The organism is Roseomonas sp. KE0001 (genome assembly GCF_016107285.1).
Taxonomy (GTDB): Bacteria; Pseudomonadota; Alphaproteobacteria; order Acetobacterales; family Acetobacteraceae; genus Pseudoroseomonas.
Genome location: NZ_RCVQ01000004.1, coordinates 68,099 through 87,648, shown reverse-complemented (window position 1 = coordinate 87,648; position 19,550 = coordinate 68,099). Strand labels below are relative to the sequence as shown.

The 19,550-nt window shown below is 72.0% G+C and carries 18 protein-coding genes and 1 riboswitch; of the genes, 4 read left to right on the top strand and 14 right to left on the bottom strand.

Translation table 11 applies throughout. The features are described from left to right. Positions 1–18: 18 nt before the first annotated feature. Genes gcvP through gcvT form a run of 3 tightly spaced genes read right to left on the bottom strand, consistent with a single transcriptional unit; the run spans position 19 to position 4,429 of the window. Complete coding sequence (gene gcvP / locus D9598_RS09685; protein WP_198366272.1) at positions 19–2,919, bottom strand: aminomethyl-transferring glycine dehydrogenase; 2,901 nt, start codon at positions 2,917–2,919, stop codon at positions 19–21. Between the two features lie 23 nt (positions 2,920–2,942). Further along, positions 2,943–3,320, bottom strand: a complete 378-nt coding sequence (gene gcvH / locus D9598_RS09680) for a glycine cleavage system protein GcvH (RefSeq protein ID WP_198366271.1) — start codon at positions 3,318–3,320, stop codon at positions 2,943–2,945. A gap of 11 nt (positions 3,321–3,331) precedes the next feature. Further along, a complete protein-coding gene (gene gcvT / locus D9598_RS09675; RefSeq protein ID WP_198366270.1) occupies positions 3,332–4,429 on the bottom strand; it encodes a glycine cleavage system aminomethyltransferase GcvT in 1,098 nt (365 codons plus the stop codon). Between the two features lie 147 nt (positions 4,430–4,576). Beyond that, a riboswitch (glycine riboswitch) is annotated at positions 4,577–4,667 on the bottom strand. Positions 4,668–4,823: 156 nt separating this feature from the next. On the opposite strand from gcvT, the gene D9598_RS09670 reads away from it, so the two are divergent. From D9598_RS09670 to D9598_RS09660, 3 genes are all read left to right on the top strand, one after another. Then, positions 4,824–5,516 carry a transglycosylase SLT domain-containing protein gene (locus D9598_RS09670; RefSeq protein WP_198366269.1) on the top strand — a complete coding sequence of 231 codons (693 nt, stop codon included), beginning with the start codon at positions 4,824–4,826 and terminating at the stop codon, positions 5,514–5,516. A gap of 74 nt (positions 5,517–5,590) precedes the next feature. After that, positions 5,591–6,730 (top strand): YncE family protein, encoded by a 1,140-nt coding sequence (locus D9598_RS09665; protein ID WP_198366268.1) that lies wholly within the window; start codon positions 5,591–5,593, stop codon positions 6,728–6,730. Positions 6,731–6,837: 107 nt separating this feature from the next. Then, the gene (locus D9598_RS09660) at positions 6,838–7,062 is read left to right on the top strand and encodes a hypothetical protein (RefSeq protein WP_198366267.1); all 225 of its coding nucleotides are present in this window, start codon (positions 6,838–6,840) and stop codon (positions 7,060–7,062) included. Positions 7,063–7,139: 77 nt separating this feature from the next. On the opposite strand, the gene rnhA is transcribed toward D9598_RS09660, so the two are convergent. The 3 genes from rnhA to ispH form a co-directional block, all read right to left on the bottom strand. Further along, the gene (rnhA, locus tag D9598_RS09655) at positions 7,140–7,619 is read right to left on the bottom strand and encodes a ribonuclease HI (RefSeq protein WP_198366266.1); all 480 of its coding nucleotides are present in this window, start codon (positions 7,617–7,619) and stop codon (positions 7,140–7,142) included. Next, positions 7,609–8,583: a homoserine kinase gene (locus D9598_RS09650; protein ID WP_198366265.1), complete on the bottom strand. Its 975-nt coding sequence runs from the start codon at positions 8,581–8,583 to the stop codon at positions 7,609–7,611. Before D9598_RS09650 ends, rnhA begins: the two co-directional genes overlap by 11 nt. A 70-nt stretch (positions 8,584–8,653) precedes the next feature. Next, positions 8,654–9,598, bottom strand: a complete 945-nt coding sequence (ispH, locus tag D9598_RS09645; RefSeq protein ID WP_232477094.1) for a 4-hydroxy-3-methylbut-2-enyl diphosphate reductase — start codon at positions 9,596–9,598, stop codon at positions 8,654–8,656. Positions 9,599–9,694: 96 nt separating this feature from the next. Here ispH and D9598_RS09640 point away from each other — a divergent pair, with 96 nt between their 5' ends. Then, positions 9,695–10,249 carry a hypothetical protein gene (locus D9598_RS09640; protein WP_198366263.1) on the top strand — a complete coding sequence of 185 codons (555 nt, stop codon included), beginning with the start codon at positions 9,695–9,697 and terminating at the stop codon, positions 10,247–10,249. A gap of 110 nt (positions 10,250–10,359) precedes the next feature. Here the strand turns inward: D9598_RS09640 and D9598_RS09635 are convergent, their stop codons facing one another. From D9598_RS09635 to D9598_RS09600, 8 genes are all read right to left on the bottom strand, one after another. Beyond that, positions 10,360–12,009, bottom strand: coding sequence for a hydantoinase B/oxoprolinase family protein (locus tag D9598_RS09635; RefSeq protein WP_198366262.1), 1,650 nt, complete (start codon positions 12,007–12,009; stop codon positions 10,360–10,362). Further along, positions 12,009–14,084, bottom strand: coding sequence for a hydantoinase/oxoprolinase family protein (locus tag D9598_RS09630; protein WP_198366261.1), 2,076 nt, complete (start codon positions 14,082–14,084; stop codon positions 12,009–12,011). The genes D9598_RS09635 and D9598_RS09630 overlap by 1 nt, the downstream gene beginning before the upstream one ends. A gap of 25 nt (positions 14,085–14,109) precedes the next feature. Continuing rightward, on the bottom strand, positions 14,110–14,907 hold the full coding sequence (locus tag D9598_RS09625) for a putative hydro-lyase (protein WP_198366260.1): 798 nt from the start codon (positions 14,905–14,907) through the stop codon (positions 14,110–14,112). A gap of 113 nt (positions 14,908–15,020) precedes the next feature. Then, a complete protein-coding gene (locus tag D9598_RS09620; RefSeq protein WP_198366259.1) occupies positions 15,021–15,923 on the bottom strand; it encodes a LysR family transcriptional regulator in 903 nt (300 codons plus the stop codon). Positions 15,924–16,116: 193 nt separating this feature from the next. Continuing rightward, positions 16,117–16,461, bottom strand: a complete 345-nt coding sequence (locus D9598_RS09615) for a hypothetical protein (RefSeq protein WP_232477093.1) — start codon at positions 16,459–16,461, stop codon at positions 16,117–16,119. Between the two features lie 73 nt (positions 16,462–16,534). Further along, positions 16,535–17,944: an NAD(P)(+) transhydrogenase (Re/Si-specific) subunit beta gene (locus tag D9598_RS09610; RefSeq protein ID WP_198366257.1), complete on the bottom strand. Its 1,410-nt coding sequence runs from the start codon at positions 17,942–17,944 to the stop codon at positions 16,535–16,537. 4 nt (positions 17,945–17,948) lie between these two features. Further along, a complete protein-coding gene (locus tag D9598_RS09605) occupies positions 17,949–18,359 on the bottom strand; it encodes a proton-translocating transhydrogenase family protein (protein WP_198366256.1) in 411 nt (136 codons plus the stop codon). Between the two features lie 17 nt (positions 18,360–18,376). Beyond that, on the bottom strand, positions 18,377–19,540 hold the full coding sequence (locus D9598_RS09600; RefSeq protein WP_198366255.1) for a Re/Si-specific NAD(P)(+) transhydrogenase subunit alpha: 1,164 nt from the start codon (positions 19,538–19,540) through the stop codon (positions 18,377–18,379). Positions 19,541–19,550: the final 10 nt, after the last annotated feature.

Genomic DNA, 19,550 nt, shown 5'->3' with positions numbered 1-19,550 from the left:
CCGGCCGGGCATGGCGGCTCACTCGGCCGCCTGGGCGTAATCCTCCAGCGGCGCGCAGGTGCAGACCAGGTTGCGGTCGCCATACACGTTGTCCACCCGCTTGACCGGCGGCCAGTACTTGTTCGCCGCCACGAAGGGCAGCGGATAGGCCGCCTGCTCGCGGCTGTAGGGATGCGCCCAGTCGGCGGCGGCGATCTCGGTGGCGGTGTGCGGCGCGTTCTTCAGCGGGTTGTCGAGCTTGTCCATGCGGCCCTGCTCCACCGCGCGGATCTCGGCACGGATGGCGATCATGGCGTCGCAGAACCGGTCCAGCTCGGCCTTGGGCTCGCTCTCGGTCGGCTCCACCATCAGCGTTCCGCTGACCGGCCAGGACATGGTCGGCGCGTGGAAGCCGTAATCCTGCAGGCGCTTGGCGATGTCCTCGACCAGCACGCCGCCGCCCTGCTGGAAGCCGCGGCAGTCCAGGATGCACTCGTGCGCCACCATGCCGCGCGCGCCCTTGTAGAGCACGGGGAAGTGCCCCTCGAGGCGGCGGGCGATGTAGTTGGCGTTGAGGATGGCGACCTGCGTCGCGCGCGTCAGCGCCTCGGCTCCCATCATGCGGATATAGGCGTAGCTGATCGGCAGGATCGAGGCGCTGCCGAAGGGCGCCGCCGAGACCGGCCCATAGCCCGTCGCCGGCCCGGCCTCCTTCAGCAGCGGGTGGTTCGGCAGGTGCGGCAGCAGGTGCTTCGCCACGCCGATCGGCCCGACGCCAGGGCCCCCGCCGCCATGCGGGATGCAGAAGGTCTTGTGCAGGTTGAGGTGACAGACATCGGCGCCGATGCGGCCGGGGGCGGTGAGGCCCACCTGCGCGTTCATGTTGGCGCCGTCCATGTAGACCTGGCCACCCGCCGCGTGCACCGCGTCGCAGATGCGGATGATCTCCTCCTCGAACACGCCATGCGTCGAGGGATAGGTGATCATCAGCGCCGCGAGCTTCCCGGCATGCTGCGCGATCCTGGCCTCCAGATCGGCCAGATCGACATTGCCGTCCTTGTCGCAGCCGACGACGACGACGCGCATCCCCGCCATCACCGCCGAGGCCGGGTTGGTGCCATGCGCCGAGGAGGGGATCAGGCAAATGTCGCGCTCGCCCTGGCCATTGGCCCGGTGCCAGGCGCGGATGGCGAGCAGCCCGGCATACTCGCCCTGGCTGCCGGCATTGGGCTGCAGCGAGACGCCCGCGAAGCCGGTGATGGTGGCGAGCCAGCTCTCCAGCCGCCGCACCAGCGCGATATAGCCCGCCGCCTGATCGACCGGCGCGAAGGGGTGGATGCTGCCGAAGCCCGGAAAGGTGACCGGGATCATCTCCGCCGTCGCGTTCAGCTTCATCGTGCAGGACCCCAGCGGGATCATGCTGCGGTTCAGCGCGACGTCCTTGTCCTCGAGCGACTTGAGGTAGCGGAGCATGGCGTGCTCCGAATGGTGCGTGTTGAACACGGCGGCCGTCAGGAAGGCCGAGTGGCGTGCCAGCGCATCCGGGATGCCGCCCTGCCCCTCGAGCTCCGCCATCGCCGGCTTCGCCCCGCCCACGGCGCCAAGCAGCGCCACCAGCGTCTCCAGCTCGCGCCGCGTCACCGTCTCGTCCAGCGCGATGCCGACGCCCGTGGCGTCGATGCGGCGCAGGTTGAAGCCGTCGGCCAGGGCGCCCGCCATCAGCGCATCGGCGCGGTCACCGGCCTCGATGGCGATGGTGTCGAAGAAGGCGTCGTGGCGGAGCGTGAAGCCCGCGCGGCGCGCCGCATCGGCCAGCAGCCGCGCCTGCAGGGCCACGCGCCGCGCGATGCGCGTCAGCCCCTCGCGCCCGTGCCACACGGCGTACATCCCGGCCATCACCGCCAGCAGCACCTGCGCGGTGCAGATGTTCGAGGTCGCCTTCTCGCGGCGGATATGCTGCTCGCGCGTCTGCAGGGCGAGGCGCATGGCCGGCCGCCCCGCGGCATCGACCGAGACGCCGACAAGGCGCCCGGGCATCAGCCGCTTGTAGGCATCCTTCACCGCCATATAGGCGGCATGCGGCCCGCCATAGCCCATCGGCACGCCGAAGCGCTGGCTGGAGCCGATGACGACATCGGCGCCCATCTCGCCCGGCGGCGTCAGCAGCGTGAGCGACAGCGGATCGGCCGCGACGATGGCGAGCCCGCCCACCTGCTGCGCGGCGGCGATCTCGGGCGCGATGTCGCGCACCGCGCCGGTCGTGCCGGGATATTGCAGCACCAGGGCGAAGGGCTTCCGCGCCCCGCAGGCGGCGGCGAGCCCGCTCACCGGCACGACCTCGACCGTGAGCCCCAGCGGCTCGGCGCGGGTGCGGATCACCGCCAGCGTCTGCGGGTGCACGTCATCGGCGACCAGCAGGGTGTGCGAGCGGCCGCGCGTGGCGGCGAGCGCCAGCGCCATCGCCTCGGCCGCCGCCGTCGCCTCGTCCAGCAGCGAAGCATTGGCGACCGGCAGGCCGGTGAGGTCGCAGACCATGGTCTGGAAGTTGACCAGCGCCTCCAGCCGCCCCTGGGCGATCTCCGCCTGATAGGGCGTGTAGGCCGTGTACCAGCCGGGGTTCTCCAGCACGTTGCGCAGGATCACCGGCGGCACATGCGTCCCGTGATAGCCCATGCCGATCAGCGAGCGCAGCGGCGTGTTCATCTCCGACAGGCCACGCAGCTCGGCGATGACCTCCGCCTCCGACACCGGAGGAGGCAACTGAGAAAAATCCTGGCCGCGGATGGCGGCGGGCACGGTCCGCTCGGCCAGCGCCTCGAGACTCTCGGCGCCCACCAGCTTCAGCATCTCCGCCACCTCGGCCGCGGAGGGCCCGATATGGCGGCTGCCGAAGGCCGCATGGTCCTCAAGCCGGTTCAGCTCGTCAATGGCGCTGCTCATGCCCGCTCCCCTTCCGCGTCCGCTCAGGCTTCGCTGTCGACGAAGGCCTGGTAGGCCTCGGCATCCATCAGCGCATCCAGCTCGGAGGGGTCGGCCACCTCCATCCTGAAGAACCAGCCCTCCGACTGCGCGGCGCTGTTCACCATGGCCGGGTCGTCGGCCAGCGCGGCGTTGCTCTCGGTGATGGTGCCGCCGACCGGGGCATAGACGTCGGACGCCGCCTTCACGCTCTCCACCACGGCGACGGCGTCGCCCGCCGCCACCTGCCGCCCGGCCTCGGGCAGGTCGACGAAGACCACATCGCCCAGCGCGGTCTGCGCGTGGTCGGTGATGCCGATGGTAGCGATATTGCCGTCCAGCCGGACCCATTCGTGGTCGCGGGAGAATTTCAGCTCGGCCATGGTGGCGGTCCTTATCGGGCGTAACGGTGAGGGATGAAGGGGGTGGCGGCGACCCGGGCGGGAATCGCCCTGCCGCGCACCATCAGTTCGAGCGCCGTGCCGTCGGCGGCATGGCCGCGCGCCACATAGCCCATGGCGCAGGGGCCGTTCAGCGAGGGGCCGAAGGTGCCGCTCGTCACCTCGCCCACCGTCTCGCCGCCAACCGCGATGGCGGTGTGGGCGCGGGCCGGCTGGCGGCCCTCGGGCAGGATGCCGACGCGCAGCCGCGCCGGACCGTTCTCCAGTTCCTCGCGAACGCGCGCGGCGCCGGGGAAGTTCCACTCCGTGCGGCGGCGCTTGCCGATGGTCCAGGTCAGGCCGGCCTCGACCGGGCTGGTCGTCTCGTCGATGTCGTTGCCGTAGAGGCAGAGCCCGGCCTCCAGCCGCAGCGAATCCCGCGCGCCCAGCCCGGCCGGGGCGGCTCCCGTCAGGGCCAGCAGGGCGCGGGCCAGGATCTCGGCCCGGTCGCCGGCAACGCTGATCTCGACGCCGTCCTCGCCGGTATAGCCGCTGCGGCTGACCAGGACGGGGATGTCGCCGATGCGGGTGGCGGCCACGCCCATGAAGGGCAACGCCGCCACATCCGGCGCCAGCGCCGCCAGGGCGGGCACCGCCGCCGGCCCCTGGAAGGCCAGCAGGGCACGGTCCGGCAGGCGGTTCAGCGTGACGCCGGCGGGCAGCGCGGCCTCGATGGCGGCGCAGTCCACATCCTTGCGGCTGGCGTTGAGCACCAGGAACAGCCGGTCCCCGAGATTGGCGACCATGAAATCGTCGAGGATGCCGCCGGCCTCGGTGGTCAGCAGGCCGTACTTCTGCCGCCCCGGCTTCAGGATCCGCACATCGGCGGGCGTCAGCCGCTCCAGCGCCTCCGCCGCGCCCTCGCCCCGGAGCTCCGCCTGGCCCATATGCGAGACATCGAACAGCGTGGCGCCGCGCCGCGTCGCCAGATGCTCGGCCAGGATGCCCGCCGGGTACTGCACCGGCATGGCATAGCCGGCGAAGGGCACCATCCGGGCGCCGAGCTCACGGTGAAGGGACGCCAGGGGCGTTTCAAGCAGGGTCTCGGCCACGGAACCTCCAGCGCCGCGCTCGCGCGTGGCGGGTCAGGGTTGTGGCCCCCCTCTGTCCGATGACCTGAGAGATTCAGCGCGGGCGTTGCGCGCCTTACTCCGTCGGTGCCATTGCCTGTCGCCAGGCGCCGGGCTTTCCAGAGGCCCCTTCCCCACGCGGCCCTTTGTGCCTGAGCGTTTCCGGGGGCCGGTTGCGCCTTCGGCGATGGCATGCGCCACTCTCTCCCGCGTGGGATCAGCGGGTCAGGCCCTCATGCCCGAGCGCGGAGCGCCGCGCAAGCGGGATCGCGCGGCACGGCGGCCCGCGCCGCCCTCCGGCCACGCCCGGCCCCCGCCACACCTGCCCCCCCCGCCACGCTTGACCCGGGTGCGCGCCGCGAGGCATCTGCTGGCCATGCGCCTCCTGCCGCTCCTGCTGGCCCCGTTGCTCTGCCTCGCTTTCAGCGCCGGCCCGGCCCGGGCGCAGCGCGCCGCCGCGGACTGGCAGCTTTGCCGCCAGGCGATCGCGGCGGAGGAGCCGGGCTCCGGCCTGCCGCCCGGCCTGCTCGGCGCCATCGCCCTGGTGGAAAGCGGCGGCACCGACCCTTCCGGCCGCCCGGCCTCCTGGCCCTGGACCTGGAACGCCGCCGGTGAGGGCTTCACCGCGCCGAGCAAGAACAGCGCCATCGCCGCCGTCGCCGCGCGGCTGGCCGGGGGCACCCGCTCGATCGACATCGGCTGCATGCAGGTGAACCTGATGCACCACCCCCAGGCCTTCGCCAGCCTGGAGGAGGGTTTCGAGCCGCGCGCCAATGTCCGCTACGCCATCCGCTTCCTGCGCAGCCTCTATGCCGCGCATGGCGACTGGGGCCGGGCCATCGCGCGCTACCATTCGGGCGAGGCGGAGCGCGGCCTGGCCTATAGCCGCCGGGTCGCCATGGCGCGGCTCGGCGCCGGTTGGGGCCGCGGCGGGCAGGTGCCGCTGCCGGCGCGGCTGGGCCAGGGGCTTTGCGCGCCCGGCCTGCGCCCGGCCCTCGCGCTGCCGAAGCGGCTGGCGCCGAACCAGCCGCTGCGCCAGCCCAGGCTGGTCTGCCGCCGAGGCGGGTAAGGCCGGCTCCCGCTTGAAAATGATTATCATTATCGTATAGGCACACCGTGCCATCCGGCGCCGGAGGACCCATCATGCCGCAGCCTTCCCACCCGTTCCCGCTGACCCGCCGCCACGCCCTCGGGCTGGGCGCGGCCGGCCTGCTGGCCCCGCTGCTGGGTGCGCGCCCGGCCCTGGCGCAGCGCCTGGCCACCCGGCAGGAGCTGGCCCCGCATCTCTACGAGCTGGCCTACAGCCCGCGCCAGCGCGCCCTCTTCGTCGCCTCGGCCGGCGGCTTCAGCGAGGGCGCCCCGCCGAGCCGCGTCTTCCGCCTGGACCCGCAGACGCTGGCGGTGCAGGCCGAGATCCCGCTGCCGCTGAAGGGCTTCGGCGTGATCCTCGACGACGCGGCCGGCCGGCTCTATGTCAGCCACGCGATCGACGGCGCGGTCAGCGCCATCGACGTCGCGGCGAACAGCGTGGTCGGCACGCTGACCCTGGCGCCGAAGGTGCGCGGCGAGGACGGCAAGGAGGAGGCCCCCTATGGCCTGCGCCGCCTGGCGCTCGACCCGGCCCGCGGCCGCCTCTACCTCGCCGGCCTGTCGCTCAAGGAGGGCGTGCTCTACGTCGTGGACACCAGGGCGCTGCGCCTGACCAGGACCGTCTCCGGCATCGGGCCCGGCGCCAGCGGCATCGCCCTCCATCCCTCGGGCGACCGCGTCTTCGTCTCCACTCTGGCGGGCCAGCTCGTCACCGTGAACACCGAGAGCCTGGCGGTGGTGAAGCAGTTCGCCGCCGGCGGCGCCGAGCAGCCGCTGAACCTCGCCTGGGACGCGCCGCGTCAGCGGCTGCTGGCGGTCGACCAGGGCCTCGAGGGCATCCGCAAGATGCAGGAGAAGAACGTGCCGGGCTTCACCTCGCGCAATCCGGGCAACCGGGTGGTGGCGCTGGACCCGGAGACCGGCAAGCTGCTGGCCGAGGGGCCGGTGCCCGAGGGGCCGGTGGCGCTTCTGGCGGATGCCGGGCGCAACCAGCTCTATGTCAGCAGCCGCGCCGGCGGGGCGGTGACCGTGCTGGCGCTGGACAGCCTCGAGCGGCGCGCCAGCGTCCCGCTGCCGGTGCACCCCAACAGCCTGGCGCTGGACGAGCAGGGCAAGGCGCTCTTCGCCACCGTGAAGGCGGCGCCGAAGCGCGGCTCGCTGGACCTGGAGAGCGTGGCGCGCATCGCACTCTGAGCCGGGCGACGGGGAAGTGACCGGCGCGGCGCAACCCTGCCCGCGCCCGGGCGCTTCCCGTCCGGCGGCGTCGGGCCGGGTCCCGGGGCGCCGCGACAGGAGGTCCCGTGCCGAATCCCTGGATGAAGAAGAACCCGCTGCTGAGCCTGATGCTGAGCGGCGCCAATGCCTGGACCGGCGCGGCGCGCGGCATCATGGCCGGCCAGGCCGGGCGGCAGCGGGCCCAGGCGGCGCGGACCGCCGCGCAGGCGATGACCGCCTTCTGGACCGGCGGCGCGGCCGGCGGCCCCAAGGGCAAGGCCCCGTCCCGCAAGCGCGGCAAGCGGAGCTAGAGCGGATCCCGATCAGGCGGAAGCACCGGATCGGGTGAAGCTGCTCCGGCACCGGCCCCGGGCGGCTGCGGTTCCGCTCAGGCCCCGCCGCTCTGCCGCGCCGCCGTGGCCAGCCGGTCGGCGCGTTCGTTCATCACATCCCCCGCATGGCCGCGCACCCAGCGCCATTCCACCCGGTGCGGCCTGGCCGCCGCCAGCAGGCGCTGCCACAGCTCCATGTTCGCCACCGGGTCGCGCGAGGCGTTGCGCCAGTTGTTGCGCACCCAGCCGTTGATCCATCGGCTGATGCCGTTGCGGACGTATTCGCTGTCGGTGTGCAGCAGCACGGTGCAGGGCCGCTTCAGGCTCTCCAGCGCCATGATGGCGGCGGTGAGTTCCATGCGGTTGTTGGTGGTCGCGGGATCGTGGCCGGAGAGTTCCTTCTCGGCCTCGCCATAGCGCAGGATGGCGGCCCAGCCACCGGGGCCGGGGTTGGGCTTGCAGCCGCCGTCGGTCCAGATCTCGACCATGCGGCCGGCGGCCTCGGAAGGGGCTTCCGCGAAGACGTCAGAGGCCATAGGCGGCGGCATCCCGGGCCTCGGCGTGGAAGCGCAGGCGGCGCAGATATTCCAGCGGGTCCTTGCGCGTCACCAGCGCGCCGGGCGGCGTGTGCGTCCAGTCGTAGAGCCGGGTCAGCAGGAAGCGGATGGCGGCGCCGCGGCAGAGCACCGGCAGCGCCTCCAGCTCGGCCGCACCCAGCGGCCGCAGCGCCCGGTAGGCGCCGAGCAGCGCCCGCGCCTTGGTCACGTTGAAGGACAGGTCCGGCTCGAAGCACCAGGCATTGAGGCAGATCGCCAGGTCATAGGCCAGGAAGTCGGTGCAGGCGAAGTAGAAGTCGATCAGGCCGGAGACACGCGGCGTGCCGCGCTCCTCCTCCAAGAAGAAGACGTTGTCGGGAAAGAGATCGGCGTGGATGTGGCCGCGCGGCAGGTCGTGCGGCCAGTCGCGCTGGATGCCGGCCAGATGCCCGTCGAGCTCGGCGATCAGGCCGGCCTGCACCGTGTCACCGGCCTCGCGGCAGCGGTCGAGCAGCGGTGCCCAGGCGCGGGGGCCGAGACCGTTCGGGCGCTCGGCGCGGAAGCCCTCCCCCGCCGCGTGCAGCAGCGCCAGGGCGGCGCCCAGCGGCGCGCAGTGCTGCTGCCGCACCCGGCGCGGCCAGGTGCCAGGGAGGAAGGTGCAGATCGCCGCCGGCCGCCCGGCCAGGTCGCGCAGCGCGACCCCGTCCCGCGCCGCCACCGGCAGCGGGCAGGACACCCCGCGCGAGGCCAGATGGCGCATCAGCCCGAGGAACCAGGGCAGCTCGGCCGCGTCGACGCGCTTCTCGTAGAGCGTCAGGATGAAGTCGCCATGGCTGGTCTTCACCGCGTAGTTGCTGTTCTCCACACCCTCCGCGATGCCGCGGAAGGCGAGCAGCTCGCCCAGTGCATAATCGGCCAGGAAGGCGCGCAGCGCCTCGTCCGTGACCTCGGTATAGACCGCCATCCGCGCCCCATGCTGGTTGCCCCGGCGCGGGGTCCGCACCGCGCCGCAGGTGTCAGTACGCAGGAAGCGGCTATTTGACCAGGGCGGGCGGCAGCTTGAAGGTGATGGTCTCCTCGGCCACCACCACCTCCTCGGTGGTCACGGCGAAGTGCTCGCGCAGCCGGTCCAGCACCTCCTCCACCAGCACCTCCGGCGCGCTGGCGCCGGCGCTGATGCCGATGGTGGAGAGGCCGCGGGCCAGTCCGGGGTCCAGCTCGGCGCCCCGCTGCACCATGATGGCGCGCGGGCAGCCGGCCCGCTCCGCCACCTCGCGCAGCCGGACGCTGTTGGAGGAATTGGGCGCGCCCACCACCACCATCAGCTCGGACCGGGCGGCGATCGCCTTGACCGCCGCCTGGCGGTTGGTGGTGGCGTAGCAGATGCTGTCCTTGGTCGGCTCGGCCATGTCGGGAAAGCGCCGGCGCAGCGCCGCCACGATCCCCTCCGTATCCTCGACCGAGAGCGTGGTCTGGGTGGTGTAGGTCAGCGGCAGGTCGGGCACCGGCTTGGCCTCGGCATCCTCCACCGATTCGATCAGGGTGAAGGCGCCCTCCGGCAGCTGGCCCATGGTGCCGACCACCTCCGGATGGCCCTCATGGCCGATCAGCAGGATATGACGCCCGGCCGCCGCCTGGTGCTCGGCGGCGCGGTGCACCTTGCTGACCAGCGGGCAGGTCGCGTCCAGGTAGATCATCTGCCGCCGCCGCGCCTCGGCCGGCACCGCCTTGGGCACGCCATGGGCGCTGAACACCACGGGCGCGTCCTCCGGGACCTCGTCCAGCTCCTCGACGAAAATGGCGCCCTGGGCCTCCAGGTTCTCCACCACGAACTTGTTGTGCACGATCTCGTGGCGCACATAGACCGGCGCGCCGAAGCGGCGGATCGATTCCTCGACGATCCGGATGGCGCGGTCCACGCCGGCGCAGAAGCCGCGCGGGCCGGCGAGCAGGACGTGGAGGGCGGGCTTGACGGTCATGCGAGCCTGTTCGATGGGGGCGTGGTCATTCATGCGGCGAGGGTCGGCCGGAAAGCCGGGCGGCGATTCAACGGCACTAAGGGGAAGACAGGCGGCATGGTCAAGGCATGGAAGCTCCGGGGTGGCGTGGCGGCGGCGGGAGGCGCGCTGTTGTTGCTGGCGGGGTGCGGCGGCAGCCCGGCGCCACTGCTGGCGGAGGCCACCGCCCCCTGCCCGCATGTGGCCGTGCTGGCCGACGCGGCGGACCTGACGCGGTTCCGCCCGGGCGGCGGGCGCGATCTGACGGCCATGACGCTGAATGCCTCCCTCGCGGGTTTCCAGGCGAAATGCGACTACGCCCCGAAGCATGCCGGGCTGGACGTCACCCTGACGCCGGCCTTCACCGCCGAGCGCGGGCCGGCGGCCCAGGGCCGCACCGCCCAGATCCCCTATATGGTGGCCGTGGCCGAGGGTGAAAGCATCCGCGACCGCGCGGCCTATGTGCTGCAGGTCGAGTTCCCGCCCAATGTCGCGCGGGTGCGGAGCGAGGGCGAGGAACTGCTGATCCGCCTGCCCGGCAATCCGCAGGAGGCGGCGGGCAAGACCATCTGGCTCGGCTTCGTGCTGACGCCGGAGGAGCTGGCGCTCAACCGCGAGCGCGGGCCGCGCTGAGGCGCCGCGCTACTCCTCCGGGACGATCGTCTCGAGACGGGGCCCGGGGCCCCGCCGCGCACCGCCCCCCCGACAGGCACGCCTGACACAGGGGGCCGCCCCTGCCGGCCTCAGGCGCCGTAGTCGCGCTTCGCCGCCTCCTCGCTGACCAGCCCGTCCGCGACATCGGCGGCGACGAGGGCACGGTCGCGCTCCAGCGCGCTGCCCATGCCGCCGCCACCGGGCAGCTTCAGCAACAGGCGCCGCCCTTTCGGAATGACCTGGTAGCCCTTGGTGCGCAGCACCGTGCCATCCGCCAGCCCGACCCAGCCCGGCGCGCCCTCGCCGCCGCCCTCGCGGCCCTTCGGCGGGTTGGCCACGCGGTCGAAGATGGCGTTCACGGCGAATTCGGCCTCGCCCTTGGTGCCGATCTCCATCACCTGCCCGAAGCCGCCGCGGGTGCGGCCCGGCCCGGCGGAATCCGGCCGCAGCTCCTTCTTCCAGAAGATCACCGGCGCCACGTTCTCGGTCGCCTCCACCGGCATGGTGCGCACGCCGGAGGGGAAGGCGGTGCCGTCCAGCCCGTCGAAGCCGCGCCGCGCGCCGGTGCCACCGGAGTTGAAGGTGATGATCTCGAAGTCCGGCAACTCGGCCTCGCCGCCCGAGACCTGGGCGCCGCCGCGCAGCGGCGGGTTCCACAGGCAGGAGGAGCCCTCCGCCACCACCCGATCGGGCACCGCCTGGTGCAGGCAGCCCATCATCAGGTCCGGCAGGAGCTGGCCCACCACATGCCGGACCGAGACCGGGAAGGGCCGCGGCGCGTTCAGGATGCACCCTTCGGGGATCTGCATCTGGAACGGGGCGAGGCTCGCCCAGTTGTTCGGGATCTCGGGCGCGACGACGCATTTGATGCCGAAGCAGGCATAGGCGCGCGTATAGGCCGGCGGCACGTTGATGCCGCGCCCCGAGAGGCCCGAGGTGCCGGCATAGTCCACCACGATGCGATCGCCATGGATGGTCATCGCCGCCTTCAGCGTCACCGGCGCCTCATAGCCGTCGGAGGCGATCTCGGCGCGGTAGGTGCCGCCGGGCAGCTTCGCGATCTCGGCCAGCGTCGCCTTCAGCGAACTGTCGAAGATGTAGCCGGCCAGCGGGTCGATGCTGTCCATGCCGAACTCGTCCAGCATCTCGACCAGCCGCTTGATGCCGGCGTCATTGCAGGCGCAGAGCGAATAGACATCGCCCTCCAGCTCGACCGGGGTGCGGCTGCCGGCGCGGATGAAGTCGAAGAAGGTCTCGTTGGCGACGCCCTGATCGAAGCACTTGACGATGGGGATGTACATCCCCTCCTCGAAGACGCTGCGCCCCTCCGGCCCCATGCCGAGGCCGCCGACATCGATGACATGCGCGGTGTTGGCGAAGAGGCCGACGATCTTCCCGTCCCGGAAGGCGGGCGAGACCACGGTCAGGTCATGCAGGTGACCGGTGCCGAGCCAGGGGTCGTTGGTGATGTAGTGATCCCCCGGCTTCATCGTCTCCGCCGGGAACTTGACGAGGAAGTGGCCGACGGATTCCATCATCGAATTGACGTGGCCCGGCGTGCCGGTGACGGCCTGGGCCAGCATGCGCCCCTGGAGGTCGAAGATGCCGGCCGAGAGATCGCCCGCCTCGCGCACCGTGGTCGAGAAGGCGGTGCGGATCATGGTCTGCGCCTGTTCCTCGACCACCGCGATCAGGCGGTTCCACTGGATCTGGCGCTGGATGGTCTCGAGGGCGTCCATCACGCGGCCTCCTTCGTCAGCTCGAGGTAACCGAGGGAATCCATCCGGCAGGTCCAGCCGGGGCCGACCAGGGTGCTGGTCTCCGCCTCCGCGACGATGCAGGGGCCGGAGAGCCGGGCGCCGGGCGAGATCTCCTCGCGGTCATAGACCGGCCATTCGGCCACGGCGCCGCTGCTGGTGTCGCGCACGGCCTGGGTGCGGACCGGGGCCGGCGCCTCGGCCGGCGCGGCCCCGGCGGCGGGCGCCACCTCCGGCAGCACGGTCTGCACCGTCACGGCGAAGGAGAGGATCTCGACATCGCTGCCCGGCACCGGGCGGTCGTAGAAACGGGCGTATTCCGTGTCATAGGCCTCGCGGATGGCGGCGATATCGGCGCCCTCCAGGTCCCGCGTCGGCAGGCGGACGGCGATCTCGTGCCCCTGCCCGACATAGCGCATATAGGCGATGCGGCTCTCCTCCAGCGCCGCGCCGAAGCTGCCCCGCTCGACCACGCCGCGCGCCTCGGCCGACATGGCGGCGAGCAGCGCGTTCACCGCCACGGCGTCGAAGCTGCGGAAGCGCTGATAGAGGCTCTTGACCACCTCGTAGCCCACCGGCGCGCGCAGGAAACCGATGGCGCTGCCGACGCCGGCGCCGGAGGGCACCAGCATCCGCGACACGCCGATCTTCTCGGCCACGCGGTAGCCATGCACCGGCCCGCCGCCGCCGAAGGCGATCACGGCACGGCCCTCATAGCCCTTGCCGCTCTCGATGGCATGGACGCGCGCGGCATTGGCCATGTTCTCGTCGACCATCTCGACCACGCCGAGCGCCGCCATCTCCGGCGAGAGGCCGAGCGCCTCGCCGATATGCGCCGCGAGCGCCGCCTTCGCCGGCTCCGTCCGCAGCGGGAACTGCCCGCCGGCGAAGAGCGCCGGCTCGTAGCGGCCGAGCGCCAGATTGGCGTCGGTCACCGCCGGCCTGGTGCCCCCGCGGCCGTAGCAGGCCGGGCCGGGATCGGCGCCGGCGCTCTCGGGGCCGACCTGGATGCGGCCCAGCGCGTCGAGCTGCGCGATCGAGCCGCCACCGGCGCCGATCTCCACCATCTCGATCACCGGGATGCGCAGCGGCAGACCGGAGCCCTTCTTGAAGCGGCCGACGCGGGCCACCTCGAAGGTGCGGCTGGCCTGCGGCGCGAAGTCGTCGATCAGGCAGACCTTGGCGGTGGTGCCGCCCATGTCGAAGGAGAGCACCTTGTCGAGGCCCCGCTGCCGCGCGACATGGGCCGAGAAGATGGCGCCGCCCGCCGGGCCGGATTCCACCAGCCGGATCGGGAAGCGCGCGGCGGTGTCGAGCGTGGTCAGCCCGCCGCCGGAGAGCATCAGGAAGAGCGGGCAGGCGAAGCCCGCCTCCTTCACCCCGTCGCGCAGCCGGTGCAGGTAGCTGGCCATCAGCGGCTGCACATAGGCATTGGCGACGGTGGTGGAGAAACGCTCCCACTCCCGCATCTCGGGCGAGACCTCGGAGGAGAGCGAGACCGGCACCTCCGGCCATGCCTCGGCCAGGATCTCGGCGGCGCGCCGCTCATGCGCCGGATTGACGAAGGCATGCAGGAAGCCGATGGCCAGGCTCTCCACCCCCTCGGACTTCAGGAAGGCGATCCGCTCGCGCAGCGCCGCCTCGTCCAGCGCCAGCAGGACGCGGCCCTCATTGTCCAGCCGCTCCGGCACGGCGACGCGCCAGCGGCGCGGCACCAGCGGACGGGGGAGCTGGATGTTGAGGTCATACTGGTCGTAGCGGGACTCGTTGCCGAGCGCGAGGACGTCGCGGAAGCCCTCGGTGGTCAGCAGGGCCGTCCGGGCGCCCTTGCGCTCGATCACCGCATTGGTGGCGAGCGTCGTGCCATGGATGAAGATCTCGACATCGGCGGGCGTCATCCCCGCCTTCTCCAGCACCACGCGGATGCCTTCCAGCACCCCCCGCTCCGGCGCCGCCGGCGTGGTCAGCACCTTGGCGGTCCAGCGCTCCGCCCCGCGCTCCAGCGCCAGGTCGGTGAAGGTGCCGCCGATATCGGCGGCGAGACGTGCGGAAGGCATCAGCGTGTCGTGCTCCTTGTCGGTCTCAGAAGACGGAAAGGCGGGAGTTCAGCAGGTCGGTCACCAGCATATGGCCGGGTGCATGCGTGATGCAAAACTCGGGCCGCGAGGCCCGCACCACCGTCTGCGGCGTCACGCCGCAGCCCCAGAACAGCGGAATCTCGTCCGGCATCACCTCGGTCGGATGGCCGTCATCGACCTTCGCCAGGTCCTGGATGCCGATCTGCTCCGGATGGCCCAGATGCACCGGCGCGCCGTGCACAGCCGGGAACCGCGAGGTGATCTGGATGGCGCGGATCGCGTCAGCCGGCCGGAAGGGCCGCATCGAGACCGCCATCGGCCCGTGGAAGACCCCCGAGGGCACGCACGGGATCGAGGAGTAGTAGACCGAGACGGGATGGCCGCGCTCGATGTGGCGCAGGCGCAGCCCGTCGGCCAGCATCGGTTCCTCGAAGGAATGCGAGCAGCCGATGGCGAAGGTCACCAGATCGTCGCGCCACAGGGCGGAGATGTCCTCCACCTCCTCGACCAGCTCGCCGGCGCGCCAGACCCGGTAGCGCGGCACGTCGGTGCGGATGTCGATGTCGCGGCCGAGGCCCGGCAGCGCGGGGTCGCCCGGCTCGGAGCTCGCCAGCAGCGGGCAGGGCTTGGGGTTCAGCGCGCAGAAGCGCTGGAAGTCGGGCGCCAGGGCCCGCGGCAGGATGGCCAGGTTGGCCTGGACATAGCCGGGGGCCAGGCCCTCCGTGGTGCGGGTCCAGGCGCTGCGCCGGATGCGCTGGCGCAGGTCATAGCCGGTCTCGCGCAGCGGTGGGGTGTGGTCCATGCCGGAAGCCCTCCATATCGCCGGATGATCGCCGCATCGCACTCCAGCCATGGCGCCTTGTCGAATTGTCATTTTGGATCGGACTGATCCGGAATTCTTATCGGAGCCGGCCTTCACCCCTCGTCGGGCAGCGGCTCCCCCGCCACCTCATGCGCCAGCCGCGCCGCGGCGGCGGCGAGGTGGCTGTCGGGCCGCCGCAGATAGGCCACGTGGAACCCGACCCTCGGCAGGGTGACATCCGCGACCGTGAGCGGCCGCAGCGTCCCCGCCGCGAGCTCCCGCCGCACCAGCACCTCCTGCATGACCGAGACGCCGATCCCCTGCTCGGCCAGCCGCGCCATGGCGGTGATCGAGGCACTGCCCCAGAGGCGCAGCCCGGGCGCCGGGGCGGCGGCGAAGGCGCGGCGCAGGTCGGCCGAGACATTGGTGCCGTGCGAGAAGCTCAGGATCGGCCAGCGCGTCAGCTCGGCCAGGCGCAGCGGCCCCTCCGGCAGGCCGAGGCGCGGACTCGCCACCCAGCAGAGCGGATAGTCGCAGAGCGGCTCGCTCACCCCCTGCCCCGGCTCCACCGTGCCGGCCATCATGGCGATGTCGATCTGCCCCGCCAGCAGCCCGGCGCGCAGCGTCGGCGTGATGTCCACCACCATGTCGAGCACGATGGCCGGATAGGCCGCGCCGATCCGCTCCACCAGGCGCGGCAGCAGGGTGTGCACCAGCGTCTCCGACAGGCCCATGCGCAGCGTGCCGCGCATGGTCGCGGGGCTGGCCACGGCGCGCAGCATCTCGGCCCGCTTCTCCAGCATCTGCTCGGCATGGTCGAGCAGCACCGCCCCCTCCGGCGTCAGCCCGATCGGCCGCTGCCCGCGATGGAACAGCGTCACGCCGAGATCCCGCTCCAGCTGATCGATGCGGGCGGAGATGGCGGGCTGGGTGGTGTTCAGCCGCGCCGAGGCGGCCCGGAAGCCACCGAGCCGCGCCACCCAGACGAAGGTTTCGAGAGTCCGCAGGTCGCGCATGAGGCGGCGAAGTCTCGGCGGCGGGGGCGCGCCTGTCCAGCGGGGATGGGCCGCCGCGCGCCGCGCCCGATCGGGGCCGGAGGCGATCCCCGCTCCGGCGACGGCAGGTTCAGGGGAAGGTGCCGCACCGCGGCGGGGTGCTCGTCCCCCGCCGGACGTGGCGGCGGGCGGCCGGTCGGGGCCGCCAGGGCGGCTAGCGCCAGATCTGCCAGAGGGTCCCGGCCAGCCCCGCCGCGATCAGGACCAGGCCGCACCCCCGATAATACCTCAGGGACGCGCGATGAAGCCTTCGTTCCTCCCGGAGCGCGGCCTCCCCCCTGGGCGAGGCGCCGCGCATGCGGGATTCGAACATGGCGCGGCTCCAGGTCGGCACCGCTTCGGCGAGCTCGGCGCGCACGCAGATCAGGGTCGTCAGCAGTCCAAGGAGAAGAACGCCGGGGAAACCCAGGATCGAGACCAGGACAGCCGCCAGGCCGATCAGCAGGAGGATGCCGAGCCAGGCGATGCCGTTGGCCGCATCCCGTGGCGTCAGGCGCATCATGCCCTCCCTGCTGTCCCCGCATCGGTGGCCGGGATGGGCCGGAGGCATTCGCCCCGGCCCATCCCCGGCCCTAGTGCTGCAACGCCTGCACGATCTGCTGCGTCACCTTCTTCGCGTCCCCGAACAGCATCATGGTGTTGTCGCGGAAGAACAGTTCGTTCTCGACGCCGGCATAGCCCGAGGACATGCCGCGCTTGACGAAGAACACCGTCTTGGCCCGCTCCACATCGAGGATCGGCATGCCGTAGATCGGCGAGGCCTTGTCGGTCTTGGCCGCCGGATTGGTCACGTCGTTGGCGCCGATGACATAGGCCACGTCGGCCTCGGCGAATTCGGGATTGATCTCCTCCAGCTCCTTCACCTCGTCATAGGGGACATTGGCCTCGGCCAGCAGCACGTTCATGTGGCCCGGCATGCGGCCGGCGACGGGGTGGATGGCGTATTCCACCGTGGCGCCCTCCTTCTTCAGGAGGTCCGCCATCTCGCGCAGCACCTGCTGCGCCTGCGCCACCGCCATGCCGTAGCCCGGCACGATGATGATCTTCTGCGCGTTCCGCATGATGTAGGCGGCGTCCTCCGGGCTGCCGGACTTCACCGGCCGCGCCGGCTGCGCGGCGCCGCCGCCCGCCGCCGCGCCGCCAGCCTCAGAACCGAAGCCGCCCAGCAGCACGTTGACGATGCTGCGGTTCATCCCCTTGCACATGATGTAGGACAGGATGGCGCCCGAGGCGCCGACCAGCGCGCCGGTGACCACCAGCAGGAGGTTCTGCAGCGTGAAGCCGATGCCCGCCGCCGCCCAGCCGGAGTAGGAGTTCAGCATCGAGACCACGACCGGCATGTCGGCGCCGCCGATCGGGATGATCAGCAGGAAGCCGAGCGCCAGCGCCAGCAGCACGATCAGCCAGAACAGCACGCCGCTGCCGGTGGCGACGAAGGCCACGACCAGCACCACCAGCAGGATGCCGAGGCCGAGATTGAGCCAGTGCTGGAAGCGGAAGGTGATCGGCGCGCCCGACATCAGCGCCTGCAGCTTGGCGAAGGCGATGACGGAACCCGAGAAGGTGATGGCGCCGATCGCGGCACCGAGCGACATCTCGACCAGCGAGCCGCCATGGATGTGGCCGGGGTGGCCGATGCCGAAGCTCTCGGGATTGTAGAAGGCGGCGGCCGCGACGAAGACGGCGGCCAGGCCCACCAGCGAGTGGAAGGCCGCGACGAGCTGCGGCAGCGCCGTCATGTCGATCCGCCGCGCCAGCACCGTGCCGATGCCGCCGCCGATGACGAGGCCGACCAGCACGATGACGATGCCGGAGAACTCCATCCCCGGCCGCAGCAGCGTGGCGAGGATGGCGATCGCCATGCCGACCATGCCGAAGAGATTGCCCCGCCGGCTCGTCGTCGGATGCGACAGGCCGCGCAGCGCCAGGATGAACAGGACGGAGGCGACCAGGTAGGCCAGGGTCGAGAGGGTCTGCGCCATCGGCTCAGCCCTTCTTCTTGCCGGCGAACATGGCGAGCATGCGCCGTGTCACCAGGAAGCCGCCGAAGATGTTCACCGCCGCCAGCGTCGCCGCCAGGAAGCCGAAGACCTTGGCGATCCAGCTGTCACCCAGGCCGGTGGCCAGGATGGCGCCGACGATGATGACCGAGGAGATGGCGTTGGTGACGCCCATCAGCGGCGAATGCAGCGCCGGCGTCACGTTCCAGACGACGTAGTAGCCGACGAAGCAGGCCAGCAGGAAGATCGTCAGCAGCATCAGGAAGGGCTCGGCGGCGGCGGCGACCGGCGCGGCCTGGACCAGCCCGGCCTCGGCGGCGGCGCGGGCCTGCGCGGCCAGCGCCAGGGCACGCTCGGCGGTGGCCTGCGCCTGGATGGCGAGTTCGGTGGGGTTCATCGGTCGGGTCCGTTTCCTCAGGCAGCCTGGGCCGGGGCGAGCTGCGGATGCACCACCGCCCCGCCGCGCGTCAGCGTCACGCCGCGGACGATCTCGTCCTCCTGCGGCAGCTTCGGCGCCGCCGCCTCCTTGTCCCAGAAGGTGGTCAGGAAGGTCAGCAGGTTGCGGGCATAGAGCGCGCTGGCGGCGCCGGCGATGCGGCCCGGCCAGTTGCGGTGGCCCAGGATCCGCACCCCGTTCTCCGTCACGATGCTCTCGCCCGGCCGGGTCAGGGCGCAGTTGCCACCCGCATCGGCGGCGATGTCGGCGATGACGCTGCCGGGCTTCATGCTCGCCACCATCTCGGCGGTGACCAGCGTCGGCGCGCGGCGGCCCTGCACCAGCGCCGTGGTCACCACCACGTCCTGCTTGGCGATATGCCCGGCCACCACCTCGGCCTGCTTGCGGTAGAACTCGGCGGAGAGCTGCTTGGCATAGCCGCCCGCCGTCTGCGCGGCCTGGCTCTCCTCGTCCTCATAGCCCACGAAGCTGGCGCCGAGCGAACGGATCTCCTCCTTCGCCGCCGGGCGGACATCGGTGGCCGAGACGCGACCGCCCAGCCGCCGCGCCGTCGCGATGGCCTGCAGCCCGGCGACGCCCGCGCCCATGATGAAGACATTGGCCGCCGGGATGGTGCCCGCCGCCGTCATCAGCATGGGGAAACCCTTGTCGAAGGCGACCGCGGCCTCGATCACGGCGCGGTACCCGGCGAGATTGGCCTGGGAGGAGAGCACGTCCATGCTCTGCGCGCGCGTGATGCGCGGCAGCAGCTCCATCGAGCAGGCATCCAGCCCGAGTTCGGCATAGGTCCGCGCCCGCTGCGGATCGCCCAGCGCCTCCAGCACGCCGATCAGCAGCGCGCCGCGCGGGATCAGGGAGAGCTCGTCCACCTCCCCCTCGCCGGTGCCGAGCGGCGCCCGCACCTTGAGCACGATTCCGGCGCCGGACAGCGCCGCGGCGGCATCGGGCGCGACCTCGGCACCCGCCTCGCGATAGGCGCCGTCGGTCAGGCCGGCGGCCAGGCCGGCGCCGCTCTCCACCACGACCTCCAACCCGAGCGCCTTGAACTTCTTCACCGTTTCCGGCGTGGCGGCGACACGGCTTTCGCCGCCACGCCGTTCCTTGAGCACCGCGAGGCGCATCCGGGACCCT